General features: G+C 68.6%; 14 protein-coding genes and 1 tRNA gene. 10 read left to right on the top strand and 5 right to left on the bottom strand.

All coding sequences use genetic code 11. The annotated features are described in order from the left end of the window. Positions 1–221: 221 nt before the first annotated feature. A complete protein-coding gene (locus tag ABF401_RS00740) occupies positions 222–986 on the top strand; it encodes a hypothetical protein (protein ID WP_353507612.1) in 765 nt (254 codons plus the stop codon). Positions 987–995: 9 nt separating this feature from the next. Here the strand turns inward: ABF401_RS00740 and ABF401_RS00735 are convergent, their stop codons facing one another. After that, positions 996–1,301, bottom strand: coding sequence for a MoaD/ThiS family protein (locus ABF401_RS00735; protein WP_353507611.1), 306 nt, complete (start codon positions 1,299–1,301; stop codon positions 996–998). Between the two features lie 61 nt (positions 1,302–1,362). Between ABF401_RS00735 and ABF401_RS00730 the strand changes: the two genes are divergently transcribed. The 8 genes from ABF401_RS00730 (at position 1,363) to pstB (ending at position 10,773) form a co-directional block, all read left to right on the top strand. Continuing rightward, positions 1,363–2,052, top strand: a complete 690-nt coding sequence (locus tag ABF401_RS00730; RefSeq protein ID WP_353507610.1) for a response regulator transcription factor — start codon at positions 1,363–1,365, stop codon at positions 2,050–2,052. Then, positions 2,049–2,960 (top strand): mycothiol synthase, encoded by a 912-nt coding sequence (gene mshD, locus ABF401_RS00725; RefSeq protein ID WP_353507609.1) that lies wholly within the window; start codon positions 2,049–2,051, stop codon positions 2,958–2,960. Before ABF401_RS00730 ends, mshD begins: the two co-directional genes overlap by 4 nt. A 267-nt stretch (positions 2,961–3,227) precedes the next feature. Then, positions 3,228–5,522, top strand: a complete 2,295-nt coding sequence (locus ABF401_RS00720) for an RNA degradosome polyphosphate kinase (RefSeq protein ID WP_353507608.1) — start codon at positions 3,228–3,230, stop codon at positions 5,520–5,522. Positions 5,523–5,612: 90 nt separating this feature from the next. Continuing rightward, entirely contained in the window at positions 5,613–6,563 is a 951-nt protein-coding gene (locus ABF401_RS00715; protein ID WP_353507607.1) for an NUDIX domain-containing protein, read from the top strand. Positions 6,564–6,778: 215 nt separating this feature from the next. Continuing rightward, positions 6,779–7,906 carry a phosphate ABC transporter substrate-binding protein PstS gene (pstS, locus tag ABF401_RS00710; RefSeq protein ID WP_353507606.1) on the top strand — a complete coding sequence of 376 codons (1,128 nt, stop codon included), beginning with the start codon at positions 6,779–6,781 and terminating at the stop codon, positions 7,904–7,906. Between the two features lie 104 nt (positions 7,907–8,010). Next, complete coding sequence (gene pstC / locus ABF401_RS00705) at positions 8,011–9,018, top strand: phosphate ABC transporter permease subunit PstC (protein WP_353507605.1); 1,008 nt, start codon at positions 8,011–8,013, stop codon at positions 9,016–9,018. Then, entirely contained in the window at positions 9,015–9,977 is a 963-nt protein-coding gene (pstA, locus tag ABF401_RS00700; RefSeq protein ID WP_353507603.1) for a phosphate ABC transporter permease PstA, read from the top strand. Before pstC ends, pstA begins: the two co-directional genes overlap by 4 nt. Before the next feature lie 19 nt (positions 9,978–9,996). Then, positions 9,997–10,773, top strand: coding sequence for a phosphate ABC transporter ATP-binding protein PstB (gene pstB / locus ABF401_RS00695; protein ID WP_353507601.1), 777 nt, complete (start codon positions 9,997–9,999; stop codon positions 10,771–10,773). 61 nt (positions 10,774–10,834) lie between these two features. Here pstB and ABF401_RS00690 read toward each other — a convergent pair whose 3' ends face one another. From ABF401_RS00690 to ABF401_RS00675, 4 genes are all read right to left on the bottom strand, one after another. Further along, positions 10,835–11,827, bottom strand: coding sequence for an inorganic phosphate transporter (locus ABF401_RS00690; RefSeq protein ID WP_353507613.1), 993 nt, complete (start codon positions 11,825–11,827; stop codon positions 10,835–10,837). Between the two features lie 7 nt (positions 11,828–11,834). After that, complete coding sequence (locus ABF401_RS00685; RefSeq protein WP_353507600.1) at positions 11,835–12,458, bottom strand: DUF47 domain-containing protein; 624 nt, start codon at positions 12,456–12,458, stop codon at positions 11,835–11,837. Between the two features lie 130 nt (positions 12,459–12,588). Continuing rightward, the gene (locus ABF401_RS00680; protein WP_353507599.1) at positions 12,589–12,783 is read right to left on the bottom strand and encodes a hypothetical protein; all 195 of its coding nucleotides are present in this window, start codon (positions 12,781–12,783) and stop codon (positions 12,589–12,591) included. A gap of 554 nt (positions 12,784–13,337) precedes the next feature. Continuing rightward, positions 13,338–13,949: a hypothetical protein gene (locus ABF401_RS00675; RefSeq protein ID WP_353507598.1), complete on the bottom strand. Its 612-nt coding sequence runs from the start codon at positions 13,947–13,949 to the stop codon at positions 13,338–13,340. 105 nt (positions 13,950–14,054) lie between these two features. Here ABF401_RS00675 and ABF401_RS00670 point away from each other — a divergent pair. Then, positions 14,055–14,130 (top strand) — tRNA-Lys (locus ABF401_RS00670).

Here is a 14,130-nt window from a genome sequence, read left to right as displayed (position 1 = left end):
GCAGGATCCGCATCCGCCTGTCCTCCTGGAGCCCAGTGTCCTCCCGGACGTGAGCGGCGGATGAGCGGCGGCCGGCCGACCTCAGCCAGCGGCCCTCTCCGGGTCGTCCGCCTGAGGGGCCATGAGGGGTGCCGCTGAGGCGGACGACCCGAAGGCTGTTGCGCTCACGGACCGCTCATGGTGCTCACCTAGCCTCGGCAGTCCGAAACCCAGGAGGAGCCATGGACCACCACTCCCTGCCGACCGTGCGATCCCGTGCGGTGCTCGCCGCTGCCGCCGCGGCCGGCCTGCTCGCCGTCACCGTCGCCTCCGCACCGGCGACGTACGCCGCCTCGAAGGTGCCGCACCGCGTCCACCCGTCGCCGTCGCACTTCACGCACGGCCGGGTGGACAACCCGTGGTTCCCCTTGAAGCCCGGCACCCGCTACGTCTACCGAGGCAGCGAGGAGGGGGTGCCTGAGCGCGACGTCCTCGTGGCCACCTACGACAGCCGGACGGTCGACGGCGTCGTCTGCCGCGTGGTCTTCGACCGGGTGTGGAAGCACGGCAGGCTCGACGAGCGCACGCACGACTTCTACGCGCAGACCAGGCGCGGCACGGTGTGGTACTTCGGGGAGCGCACCGCCAACTTGAACCGCCACGGACACGTGATCAGCCGCGAGGGCTCGTTCATGTCCGGTGTCGACGGTGCGCAGGCCGGGATCTTCATGACTCCGCATCCCCACCGAGGTCCGTCGTACAGACAGGAGGACTACCCGGGTCACGCCGAGGACGTCTTCACCGTCGTACGTCGCGGCGCGCACGTCGTCGTGCCGATCCTGGACACCCGGCACGCGTTGCTGACTCGCGAGACGACGGTTCTGGAACCCGGCGTCGTGGACCACAAGTACTACGTCCGCGACCTCGGCACCGTCCGCGAGCTCACGGTCAAGGGTGGGAGCGAAAGCATCCGGCTGGTGTCCGTGAGCCACGTGCCGCGGCCGTGACCCCAGCCCTCAGCCCCCTGCGAACGGCGGCAGGAACTCCACGACCTGGCCCGGCTTCACCAGCACTCCGTCGGGCGCCCGCGACTTCACCGGCTGGTCGCCGACCAGGACCGAGCACGCCTCGAGGACGCCCGGGAGCCGGGTGCCGGGGTGCAGCGCCGCGGCTCGGCGTACGACGTCGGCGAGCGTGATCGGGTCCGACACCGGCAGCGCGTCGGTCTCGACGCCTGCCGCGGCGCGGGCGGAGGCCCAGTAGCGCACCGTGATCGGCCGGGCCGTCTCAGCCTCCGCGTCCTGGTCCGGTCGGGACTCCATGCTCGATATCCTTGCGCATCGGTCTCGACCGCTCGACCACCCGCAGGAACGAGGTGACCGGATGAGCACACTGCTGCTGCTCACCAGCGCCTTGCAGCCGAGCGCCGAGGTTCTTCCCGGGTTGGCGCTGCTCGGCCATCAGGTGCGGATCCTGCCCGCGGAGCCCAGCGCCCTGATCGACGCGCCCGACGCGGACCTGATCCTCGTCGACGGCCGGCAGGAGCTCGCCCACGCGCGTGACCTGTGCCGACTGCTGCGCACGACCGGGACCGACTGTCCGGTGCTGCTCGTCGTCACCGAGGGCGGCTTGGCCGTTGTGGCGCACGACTGGGGCATGGACGACGTAGTGATCCACACCTGCGGCCCCGCCGAGCTCGAGGCCCGGATCAGGCTCTCGATCGGACGGCTGAACAGCCGGCGTGACGAGGGTGAGGACACCCACGTCATCCGCTCCGGCGAGGTCGTGGTGGACGACGCGACGTACACCGCGACGATCGGCTCGCGGCCGCTCGACCTCACGTTCAAGGAGTTCGAGCTGCTCAAGTACCTCGCCCAGCACCCCGGCCGCGTCTTCACCCGAGCCCAGCTGCTCCAGGAGGTCTGGGGCTACGACTACTACGGCGGCACCCGGACGGTCGACGTCCACGTCCGTCGCCTCCGCGCGAAGCTCGGGCCCGACCACGAGGCGCTCATCGGCACCGTCCGCAACGTCGGCTACCGCCTCGTGCCGGACAAGGCGACCAGCGCGTGAGCATCGAGGTGCGTGACGGCGCCCACGAACTCCGTGCGGAGGAGGCGCGACTGGTCCTGGACCTCGCGGAACAGGCCGAGGCGGCCGACGGCTCGCCACCCCTGTCGGAGCAGTTCCGTCTGTCTGTCGGGTCAGGCGACCCGGACGTCACACACGTGTTGTCGTATGCCGCTGAGCCGGCTCTCGCAGGCTACGCGCAGGTCCGCGCGTGGTCGGGTGACGAACCGCCCTCCGCCGAGCTCGTCGTCGCGCCGACGTGGCGCCGCCAGGGGGTGGGGTCGGCGCTGCTCTCGGCGCTCCCCCAAGACGCGCGGGTGTGGAGCCACGCGACGGGGCGGGCCGCGGCGGCAGCGGACATGTTCGCCCGCGCGATGGGACTCGAGCCCGTGCGGTCCCTGCACGTCATGGGGCGCTCGCTCGTGGACGGGCCGCCCTGGCCGGCGGCGGCCGTGCCGGAGCGTTACTCCGTCCGCACCTTCGAGACCGGCCGCGACGAGGACGCCTGGGTCGCCGTCAACGCCGCCGCCTTCGCCTCCCACCCCGAGCAGGGGGCGCTGACCCGCCGAGACCTCGAGCAACGGATGGACCAGCCGTGGTGGGACCCCGAAGGGTTCATTCTCATCGTGGACGCGTTGGCCAGCGACCGGATCGCCGCCTTCCACTGGACCAAGGTCGACCCGCCAGACGGCGACACCGGTGAGGTCTACGTCGTCGGGGTCGCCCCGGACCGGCAGGGCGAGGGCCTGGGCAAGGCGGTGACCATCCTCGGTCTCGACCACCTCAGGGCCCGCGGGCTGCGCGACGTGGTCCTCTACGTCGACGAGGACAACGTCGCCGCCGTCCGGACGTACGCCGGCCTGGGCTTCACCGATCGAGAGGTCCACCGCCAGTACGCCCGCCTCCCCTGACCGTCGAGTGTGCAGTTAGCGCCGCTGCCGCTCAGGCTGACTCCTCGTCGAGTGTGCAATAGATGCCGGCGCGGAGTGCACACTCGACCACGAGGACGCCGGCGCGAACTGCACACTCGACGAGGAGGGTCTTCGGGCGCGGAGTGCACGCACTCGACCGAAACGCCCACCCGACGGTGGCGCGGGTTGCAGCCGAAGCCAGCTCAGCGGCATACGTCACCTCTGACTCACTCGCCCTCCGTCGCACTTCGATGTCACGATGGACGCATGAGCACCGGCAGTCTCGAACGAACCGACCTCGAGGGCCAGGACCAGCCACGCGAGGTCGAGACGACCCCAGAGGTGAGCTCGTTCACGAGCACGGTGCCGCAACGACGGGCTCCCATGCGGGGTCGAGACGGCCGGTTCATCGGCGCCCCAGGCACCAGGCCGGAGGAGCGCGGCGCGGAGGACCTGCCCGACGACCGCTATCTCGAGCGGGAGCTGTCGTGGCTGCAGTTCAACGAGCGCGTGCTCCAGCTCGCCATGGACCCCACCGTCCCGCTGCTCGAGCGGGCGCGCTTCCTGGCGATCTTCTCGAGCAACCTCGACGAGTACTTCATGGTGCGGGTGGCCGGCCTCAAGCGACGCATCGCCACAGGTCTCGCGGTCCGTACTGCGGCCGGGCTCGAGCCACGCGACCTGCTCGAGCGGATCGCCCGGCTCGCCCACGAGCTGATGGCCCAGCACGCCACGGTCTTCCAGAACGAGGTGCGTCCGGCCCTCGAGGCCGAGGGCATCACCATCGTTCGATGGAGCGAGCTCGACGAGCAGGAGCGGGCGCCGCTCCACGACTTCTTCGCTGACCGCGCCTTTCCCGTCCTCACGCCCCTCGCCGTCGACCCGGCCCACCCGTTCCCCTACATCTCCGGCCTGTCGCTCAACCTTGCCGTGCTGCTCCAGAGCCCGAAGACGGGCAACGAGCACTTCGCGCGGCTCAAGGTCCCCCCGAGCCTGCCTCGCTTCATCCGCATCAGCGACCGGGAGACCGAAGGGGGCCCCGAGGTCAAGCGGTTCGTGCCGCTCGAGGAGGTCATCGCCTCGCACCTCGACCAGCTCTTCCCCGGCATGGACGTCCTCGAGCACTTCTCCTTCCGCGTGACGCGCAACGAGGACGTCGAGGTGGAGGAAGACGATGCCGAGAACCTGCTCACCGCGCTCGAGAAGGAGCTGACCCGGCGCCGGTTCGGCCCGCCGATCCGGCTCGAGGTCGAGGAGGACATGGATCCGAAGGTCCTCGACATGCTGAGCCGCGAGCTGCAGATCAGCGACCGCGAGATCTACCGCCTGCCCACGCCGCTGGACCTCACCGGGCTGTGGATCATCACGGATGTCGAGCGCTCGGACCTGGAGTACCCGAAGTTCGTCCCGAGGACCCATCCCGACTTCGCGCCGACCGAGAGCGCCCAGCCGAGCGACCTGCTGGCGGCGGTGCGCGTCAAGGACGTGCTCGTCCAGCACCCGTACAACTCGTTCTCGACGTCGGTGCAGGCCTTCATCGAGCAGGCCGCCTTTGATCCGCACGTGCTCGCCATCAAGCAGACCCTCTATCGGACGTCCGGGGACTCGCCCATCATCGATGCCCTCATCGATGCGGCTGAGGCGGGCAAGCAGGTCCTCGCCGTCGTGGAGATCAAGGCTCGGTTCGACGAGGTCAACAACATCTCCTGGGCCCGCAAGCTCGAGGAGGCGGGCGTTCACGTCGTCTACGGCGTCGTCGGCCTCAAGACGCATGCCAAGCTGTGCCTCGTCGTGCGCGAGGAGCCCGAGGGGCTGGTGCGGTACTGCCACATCGGCACCGGCAACTACAACCCCAAGACCGCGCGCACCTACGAGGACTTCGGGCTCTTCACCTGTGACCCACAGGTCGGCGACGACCTCTCGCGGCTGTTCAACCAGCTGTCCGGCTTCGCTCCCCGGAGCCGGTTCAAGCGGCTCCTCGTCGCTCCTCGGTCGGTGCGCACGGGACTCATCGACCTCATCGAGGAGGAGGTCGCGCTCCACCGCAAGCGCGGCAAGGCTGACCCGCCCGGCCGGATCGCCTTCAAGGCCAACTCGATCGTCGACGAGGAGATCATCGACGCGCTCTATCGCGCGAGCATGGCCGGCGTGCATGTCGACATCTGGGTGCGCGGCATCTGCGCCCTGCGCCCCGGAGTGGAGGGGATGTCCGAGAACATCCGCGTCCGGTCGGTTCTCGGGCGGTTCCTCGAGCACTCCCGCGTCTTCTGGTTCGACCACGGTGGGGACCCACAGGTCTACATCGGCAGTGCCGACCTCATGCACCGCAACCTCGACCGCAGGGTGGAGGCGCTCGTGCGGATCACCGACCCGGGGCACCTCTCGGAGCTCGCTGAGCTGTTCGAGCTCGCCTTCGATGACCAGACCTCGCGCTGGGACCTGTGCGCGGACGGCCGGTGGGTGCGGCACTACCAGGACGACGCCGGGGCGCCGCTCACCGACCCGCAGGCGGCCCTCATCGAGCGACACGACAAGCGGCGGCGGAAGGCGCGGCGGCGGTGAGCCGCCCGCTGACCAGCGCGCTGCACGGAATGCCGGCGTGCGCCACTGCGGCTCGTCCACGGCGGCGGGCCGAGTCAGGGTCGGTCTGACGTGGCGTCCATCATCCCGGCCGCGGGCACGCTCCCATGGCGTCGCCGTGACGGACGACTGGAGGTCGCGCTCGTCCACCGGCCCAAGTACGACGACTGGTCGTGGGCGAAGGGGAAGCTCGACCCGGGCGAGCCGCTCTGCGTGGCCGCGGCGCGGGAAACCTTCGAGGAGACCGGCCTGCAGGTCCGTCTCGGCATCCCGCTGCCGAGATCGACGTACACCGTCCTGGACGGCGAGGGCGCGCCCGCGACGAAGGAGGTCCACTACTGGGCCGCACACGTCGTCGGCGGGTCCGGAGTCCTCGAGCACGAGATCGACGAGGTCCGCTGGGTCGATGCGCGCACGGCGCACGACCTGCTCGACTACGGCCGGGACCGGGAGCAGCTGCTCGCCGTCGTCCGGGCGGATCGCGAGGGCGGCCTCGACACGTGGCCGCTCGTCCTCGTCCGGCACTCGAAGTCACGACCCCGGAGCAGGTGGAAGGGTGACGACCGCCTCCGCCCGCTGGACGCCGTTGGACGAGAGCAGGCTGACGACGTGAGCCGCATCCTGGAGGCCTTTGGCATCGAACGGGTCGTGTCGTCGTCATCCGTGCGCTGTGTCCAGACAGTCGAGCCGTATGCCGCTCGGCTGGGGACCCGGATCAGGGCCAAGGACTCGCTGTCCGAGGAAGGCTTCGCCGCGGATCCCCGACCGGCAGTCATGCAGCTGCACAAGCTGCTGGATCTGGCGCGGCCCGTCGTGGTCTGCACGCACGGACCGGTCCTGCCGACCCTGCTCGAGGTGCTGCGGAGTCGCCTACGCGCGGACTCGGCCTGCCGGGTCTCCGCCGAGGAGGAGCTCACCGCTGCCGGCAAGTCATCGATGCGCAAGGGAGAGGTCCTCGTCGCCCACCTGATGGGCTCCGGCGACGCCGCCCGGGTGGTCGCGGTCGAACGCATCGACACCTGATCAAAGTTCACCATCGTGCCCCTGTGTCGGGAACGGCGCAGCGCGGGCCGGATGGGCGCACGCAATCGTCGACAGCCGTTCACCTGTGGTTCACCGGGAGGGGGCAATCTGTCACTCAAGGCTCCTAGGTTCGGCACTGGTTCGACAGCCCCGGCGTCACGCCGGACCAGTCGACCGACTTACTGAAGAGCCACCCCATCGAGAGGGATCATTCCGTGTCTGTTTCGCGTGTCAGCGCCTTCGGCGCCATCGCCCTCACCGGCGTTCTCGCGCTCTCGGCCTGTGCGAGCGAGAACCCCGCCCCGGCCGACGCCAACACCGCCGGCGGCGACTCCACCAACGCCGCTGCCGCGGCCGACTGCTTCACCGGCGACCTCAAGGCTGAGGGGTCGTCCGCTCAGAAGAACGCCATCGACGAGGCCATCTCCGCCTACCAGACCGCGTGTGCCGACGCAACGATCGACTACCAGCCGACCGGCTCGGGCGCGGGCATCAAGCAGTTCATCGCCAAGCAGGTGGATTTCGCCGGCTCCGACTCCGCCCTCAAGACCGAGGAGAAGGACGGCGTCATCGAGACCGAGGAGGCCAAGAACTCCTGCGGCTCGGACGCCTGGAACCTCCCCATGGTGACCGGTCCGATCGCCATCGCCTACAACGTCAAGGGCGTCGACAAGCTCGTCCTCAACGCGGACGTCGCGTCCAAGATCTTCGACGGCAAGATCACGACGTGGAACGACCCGGCCATCGCCGCGCTGAACAAGGACGCCACGCTCCCCGCGACCCCGATCAAGGTCTACTTCCGGTCCGACGAGTCGGGGACGACCGAGAACTTCACCAAGTACCTCAAGGCCGCCGCGCCGTCGGCATGGACCTACGAGACCGGCAAGAAGTGGCCGGGCAAGGGCGAGGGCAAGGAGAAGTCGGCGGGTGTCGCCACGGCCACCAAGGGCCAGGACGGCGCCATCACGTACGTCGAATGGAGCTACGCCCAGCAGAACCAACTGTCGATGGCGTCCATCGACAGCGGCTCCGGCCCCGTCGAGCTGACCGCAGAGTCGGCCGGGAAGACGGTTGCCACCGCCGAGCAGGCCGGTACCGGCAACGACCTGGCCCTCAAGATCGACTACGCCACGAAGGAGGCGGGTGCCTACCCGATCGTCCTCGTCACCTACGAGATCGTGTGCTCCAAGTACCCGGACGCCGAGACGGGCAAGAAGGTCAAGTCCTTCCTGAAGACCTTCGCCTCGGACGAAGTCCAGGGTGGCCTCACCGCCCAGGGCTACGCGCCGCTCCCTGCGGAGGTTGCCAGCAAGGTCGAGACAGCGATTGACGCCATCTCCTGATCGTGACGCAACGGGGCGGGTGCCGGGTTTCCCCGGCCCCGCCCCATCCGCCATGTGCACCCCGTAACGACCCCTCAGTCCAACCCCGAGTGAAAAGGCCTGACGTGCCCACAGTGACCGGCGTCTCTGCCACGGACGAACTTCCCGGCCCCGACGGCAAGAAGCCCCTGACCGGTGACAGCGCATCCACGGGACGACGTGGTGACCGGCTCTTCGGCGGTGCCGCGACCCTCTCCGGTGTCGTCGTCATCGCGATGGTCTCGCTCATCGGGATCTTCCTCGTCGTCCAGGCCGTTCCGGCCCTGACGAACAACTCGGCGAACTTCTTCACGAGCCGGGTCTGGGAGCCGGGCGGGGAGCAGCCCGCCTTCGGCATCGTGGAGTTCCTCTGGACGACCGTCATGGCATCGGTCATCGCGATGACGCTCGCGGTGCCGGTGGGGGTCGGTGTGGCGCTCTTCCTCACGCAGTACGCGCCACTGTGGATGCGCAGTCCCGCGGCAGCACTGATCGACCTGCTCGCCGCCGTCCCATCGATCGTCTACGGACTGTGGGGTCTGCTCACCTTCCGGAGCTTCGTCAAGCCGCTGGAGGAGTTCCTCCAGGACAAGCTCGGCTGGTTCCCGCTCTTCGCCCCGACCGGGATCTCGGGCGGCACCATCTTCTTCATCGGCATCGTCCTCGCGATCATGATCCTGCCGATCGTCACTGCCCTGTCTCGCGAGGTCTTCGACCAGACCCCGACCGCCCACAAGGAGGGCGCGCTGGCGCTCGGTGCGACGCACTGGGAGATGATCCGCACTGCCGTGCTGCCCTTCGGTCGGCCAGGCGTCATCTCCGCCTCGATGCTGGCTCTGGGTCGAGCCCTCGGCGAGACGATCGCGGTCACCTTCCTCGTCTCCGCCCTGGCTGCCGGGACGCCGTGGACCTGGTCGCTCTTCAACGGCGGTGAGACCTTCGCCTCGAAGATCGCCAACAACGCGGCCGAGTTCAGCAACCCGAACAAGACCGGGGCCTACATCGCGGCCGGCCTCGTCCTCTTCGTCCTGACGTTCGTCGTCAACAGCGTCGCCCGGATCGTCATCGAGCGCAGGAAGGCGTTCACCGAATGAGTCTCACGACGACCAGGGACCAGGTGCCGGACGACGGCTCCACCAATGGTCTGGCGACGCCTCCCAGCCCCACCGCCGACGACGCCGTGCACGAGATGGACAACCCGCACCGGGCCCGCTCGATCAAGGACGTCTTCGCCCGGATCACCATGTGGGGCGCCTTCTTCGTGGCGGTGATCCCGCTCGTCTGGATCCTCTGGACGGTGATCAGCCGGGGCATCCACATGGTCACCACCAGCGTCTGGTGGACCAACAACCAGCGCAACATCAACTCTGACGACTTCGGCGGCGGCGCGCGTCACGCGATCGAGGGCACGCTGCTCCAGGCGGGCATGACCGCGCTGATCTCGATCCCCATCGGGGTGCTCACGGCCGTGTACCTCGTCGAGTACGGCCGGGGGCGGCTCGCGCGAGCGATCAGCTTCATGGTCGACATCCTCTCCGGCGTCCCGTCCATCGTCGCCGCGCTGTTCATCTACGCGGTCTGGGTCACGACGTTCGGCATCGACCGCAACGGGTTCGCGGTCTCGCTCTCCCTCGTCCTGCTCATGATCCCGACCGTCGTCAGATCGACGGAGGAGATGCTCAAGCTCGTCCCCAACGAGCTGCGCGAGGCGTCCTACGCTCTCGGCGTCCCGAAATGGGTCACCATCGTGCGGATCGTCCTTCGGACGGCCTTCTCGGGCATCGTCACCGGGATCCTGCTCGGGCTCGCGCGCGTCATGGGCGAGACGGCACCACTGCTCATCCTCGGGCCCTACACCAAGAACTTCCAGCGCAACCTGTTCGAGGGCAACATGGCGACCCTGCCCACCATGATCAACCAGGACCGGAACGACTTCGCGCTCGCCACCGCCGCCGAGCGGATGTGGGGCGCCGCCCTGACCCTGATCTTCCTCGTCCTCCTCCTCAACATCATCGGCCGAATCATCGCCCACTTCGGCTCCGTCAAGAAGTAAGAGAAAGCGAAGCACTTCGATGGCAAAGCGAATTGACGTCAGCGACCTCGACGTCTACTACGGGGACTTCAAGGCCGTGGAGGGTGTGACGCTCACCGTCGAACCTCGATCGGTCACCGCGTTCATCGGCCCCTCGGGCTGCGGCAAGTCGACCTTCCTGCGCACCCTCAACCGAATGCACGAAGTCATCCCCGGTGGTCGCGTCGAGGGCAAGGTCCTGCTCGACGACCAGGACCTCTACGCTCCGTCGATGGACCCGGTCCACGTGCGTCGCACCATCGGCATGGTGTTCCAGCGACCCAACCCCTTCCCCACGATGACGGTCTACGACAACGTCGCCGCGGGACTGCGGCTCAACGGCGTCCGGAGCAAGAGCACCCTCGACGGCATCGTCGAGCAGTCCCTCAAGGGCGCCAACCTCTGGAACGAAGTCAAGGACCGCCTGGCCAAGCCCGGCGCCGGCCTGTCCGGTGGCCAGCAGCAGCGCCTCTGCATTGCTCGTGCCATCGCGGTGCAACCGCAGGTGCTGCTCATGGACGAGCCCTGCTCGGCCCTGGACCCGATCTCGACGCTCGCCATCGAGGACCTCATCAACGAGCTGAAGACCGAGTACACGATCGTCATCGTGACGCACAACATGCAGCAGGCCGCCCGCGTCTCCGATCGGACCGCCTTCTTCAACCTCAGGGCCACCGGAGAGCCCGGTCGCCTCGTGGAGATCGACGACACGACGAAGATCTTCAACAACCCGTCGCAGCAACAGACCGAGGACTACATCTCCGGCCGCTTCGGCTGAGACACCATCGACTGGCGGGTCGGCGGGGGCGGGCGCCGTCAGGGGGTGCCCGCCCCTTTGCTCAGCGGAGGAGCGCCGTCACGTACCAGGTGAGCGCCGCGACGAGGCCGGCGCCGGGGAACGTGAGGACCCAGGCGCCGACGATGTTTCCGGCGACGCCCCAACGCACGGCGGACAGTCGCTTCGTGGCTCCGACGCCCATGATGGCCGAGGTGATGGTGTGCGTCGTCGAGATCGGTGCTCCGAACGCCATGCCGGCGACATAGAGGATGGAGGCAGCGGTCGTCTCCGAGGCGAAGCCCTGCGGCGGGTCGAGGTGGATGATCCGCCGCCCCAGGGTCCGCATGATCCGCCAGCCACCCGCGTACGTACCTAGTGAGATGACGATGGCAGACAGGACGAGCACCCAGATCGGGATGGTGTCGCCGCTGTGGTGTCCCGAGATGTTGAGTGCGAGGACGACCACCCCGGCGGTCTTGGCGGCGTCCTGCAGACCGTGCCCGAAGGCCATGGCGGCAGCGGACGCGGTCTGGGCGTGCCGGAAACCACGCTGCACGCGGCCCGGGTGCGCCCTGCGGAACAACCAGAGGATGGCCGTCATGACGAGGAAACCGAGCGTGAGCCCGACGAGCGGAGAGACGATCATCGGGATGACGACCTTGGTGAAGATGATGTTCCACTTGACGACCACCCCCGCGGCGAGCGCCGCACCGCCGAGCCCCCCGATGAGGGCGTGCGAGGAGGAGGACGGCAGTCCGAACCACCAGGTGAGCATGTTCCAGCCGATGGCCCCCACCAGTGCGGCGGCGACAAGCCAGAGGCCGTCGATCCCGGACGGCTGCTCGATGATGCCCGACCCGATCGTCTGGGCCACCTTCGTGCCGAAGAAGGCTCCGACGAGGTTGGCGACGGCGGCCATGCCGAGCGCCACCCGCGGCGTCAACGCCCTCGTGGAGACCGACGTGGCGATGGCGTTGGCTGCGTCGTGGAACCCGTTCGTGTAGTTGAATCCCATCGCCAATGCGATGACGATGGCGACGGGGAGGACGTCCAACACGGCGTCAGGACTCCTTGACCGCGATGCCCTCGACCGTGTGCGCCACGTTCTCGAAGGAGTCCGCTGCGTCCTCGAAGCCGTCGATGATGCCCTTCATCTTGATGACGTGCACGGCGTCGACGTTCGTGCCGTTGAACAGATGGACGAGCATCTTGCGATGCAGCTTGTCGGCCTTGTTCTCCAGGCGGTTGATCTCGATCCAGTAGCCCGAGAGGTCCTTGAGCGAGCGAAGGTTGGGCATCGCTTCGGCGGTGACCTCGGCCATCCGGGACAGGATCTCGATCTGCTCCGCCATGCCCTTGGGCAGGTCGCCGATCCGGTAGAGGGCGATGAGGTCCGCCGTCTCCTCGATGTGGTCCATGCAGTCGTCGAGCTGGACCGCGAGGGTGTGGATGTCCTCGCGGTCGAAGGGGGTGATGAACGAGCTGTTGACCTTCTTGATCACGGCGTGCGTGGCTTCGTCAGCCTCGCTCTCGAGCGAGGCGAGCCGCTGGGCGACGCCGGCTCGACCCTCCGGATCCAGCTCGAGGAGCTTGGTCAGCTCCCTCGTCGCTTCGACGAGGAGTCCCGCGGAGGTGGCGAAGAGCGAGTAGAAGCTCGAATCCTGGGGGGTCAGGCGAAAGCCCACGTGGGTACTCCGGTCGCTTGGAAGTGGCTCGGGACGATGCTACGGCCACCAGAACACCGGAATGCAAACTGGCGTTCATCCCAACGACACCATCCCACCATGTGTGGGCAACGGATCCCCTCTGAGGTCCTCAGTTCTCGGCGTCGCGTCCGGAGGGAGCAGGACCGGAGTCCTCGGTGACGGTGTCGATGCCGAGGAGGGCATCGACCTCATCCGGAGTGAAGTGACGAGCGCTCGTGGACGCGGCGACGACGAGGTCACTGACGAGCTCGATCTCGTCGGCGAGGTCGCCATCGACCAGATCGTTCGTGCGGTCGTCACTCATGGGCCAAGGGTAGATCCCCGCAGCCCGGCGTGGAGGGGAAGGGTGCCGAAAGCCTCCGATTGCCCCCGTGGCATCCCCACGGGGCATCATGGGGCCATGGCCCCTGACTCCAGGAGCACATCCGAGGACCCCAGCACCCCGACCTGGACCTCCGTCGAGCGGGGGGCGTTCATGTTCGGGCGGTGCGATCGCTGCGGCTTCCAGAGCCCCGCGCGACGCGCCATTCACTCGCTCGAGTCCGATATGCGCGCGCATGCGGTCCTCTGTCAAGCAGAGGAGTTGGCCGAAGGCGCAACGGAACCGCCCCCACGCGAGCCGTCCCCGTTGCGGGGATGAGCCGGATGACTGTTGCGTCGGGCCGGGAGCGCCTCTCGGCACGAGGCCGCTCGCAGCGGCTGAATTTGGGACCCGGGGCTACCGCGGCCCGACGCCCGTCAAGGATAGGCGCCGCTCGCCACATCACCAAGCCCAACGTCGTTCTCGACGAAACCCACCACAAACTGGACGTATGCCGCTGAGCGAGCTCAGCGGCATACGTGACCTTGGTGGTTGGCTCAGTCCAAGGCCTCCGCCCGCCACAGGCGGGCGGAGGCGGCGAGGTCGTCCGCCATGCCAAGGAGATTGGCGGCGTGCTCGGCCGCCTCGGAGCCGGAGGAGACGTCAGCACGGCCCGCGGACACGACGCGGCAGAAGGCGGAAGCGCGCTCCAGTGCCACCGCGAGGTCGCCGCCGAAGACGCCGCGGAGGATCTCGTCGATGAGCCGTTCCATCTCGTCCGGGCCAGGCGGCTCCGCGGCCCCGGCGACGGCGTGGTCGGGTGTCGTGAAACGGATGCCGGCGGCGTACTCACGGCTCGCGTCGTGCGGGGAGCGGCGCACCCATTCCCGTAGGACGTAGAGGCGCCACAGACTCCCCGGCAGGCTCCGCGCCGGTCGCTGCGACCACAGCTCGGCCACCGTCGACAGGCCGATGTCGTCGACGAGCGCGATCAAGCGCTCGGTCACCGCCGGATCTGATGCCGCGCGTCCGGCATGGACGAGCGCCGCCGCCGTCTCATGGGCGACGTGGATCTGCTCTGTCGGGTCGTACGCTCCCCCGTGCGCTTCGAGCGCCGAGGGGCTGAAGAAGGCGGGCCGTCTCGGGCCGCGACGCTCGCGCTCGCTCATCCCGGCAGGCTAACGCCGTGCGGTCCCTTCTGTGCGGTTCGGGGCTCGCTGCGGGACGTCGTAGACTCCCACCGTGGCCCGGACGGCCTTGACCGGACGGGCGCGGGGCCTCTAGCTCAGTGGGTAGAGCATCGGACTTTTAATCCGCCGGTCGTCGGTTCGAGCCCGACGGGGCCCACCA

Origin of the sequence: Intrasporangium sp., from assembly GCF_040414665.1 — a bacterium.
Classification (GTDB): Bacteria; Actinomycetota; Actinomycetes; order Actinomycetales; family Dermatophilaceae; genus Intrasporangium.
Note: the sequence above shows the minus strand (reverse complement) of the source record. Positions and strands in the feature narration are given on the sequence as shown.

Excerpts from the sequence above, each read along its gene's own strand:
- ABF401_RS00740 (WP_353507612.1), top strand. The coding sequence starts at position 222 with ATGGACCACCACTCCCTGCCGACCGTGCGATCCCGTGCGGTGCTCGCC.
- ABF401_RS00735 (WP_353507611.1), bottom strand. The coding sequence starts at position 1,301 with ATGGAGTCCCGACCGGACCAGGACGCGGAGGCTGAGACGGCCCGGCCG.
- ABF401_RS00730 (WP_353507610.1), top strand. The coding sequence starts at position 1,363 with ATGAGCACACTGCTGCTGCTCACCAGCGCCTTGCAGCCGAGCGCCGAG.
- ABF401_RS00720 (WP_353507608.1), top strand. The coding sequence starts at position 3,228 with ATGAGCACCGGCAGTCTCGAACGAACCGACCTCGAGGGCCAGGACCAG.
- pstA (WP_353507603.1), top strand. The coding sequence starts at position 9,015 with ATGAGTCTCACGACGACCAGGGACCAGGTGCCGGACGACGGCTCCACC.
- pstB (WP_353507601.1), top strand. The coding sequence starts at position 9,997 with ATGGCAAAGCGAATTGACGTCAGCGACCTCGACGTCTACTACGGGGAC.
- ABF401_RS00680 (WP_353507599.1), bottom strand. The coding sequence starts at position 12,783 with ATGAGTGACGACCGCACGAACGATCTGGTCGATGGCGACCTCGCCGAC.
- ABF401_RS00675 (WP_353507598.1), bottom strand. The coding sequence starts at position 13,949 with ATGAGCGAGCGCGAGCGTCGCGGCCCGAGACGGCCCGCCTTCTTCAGC.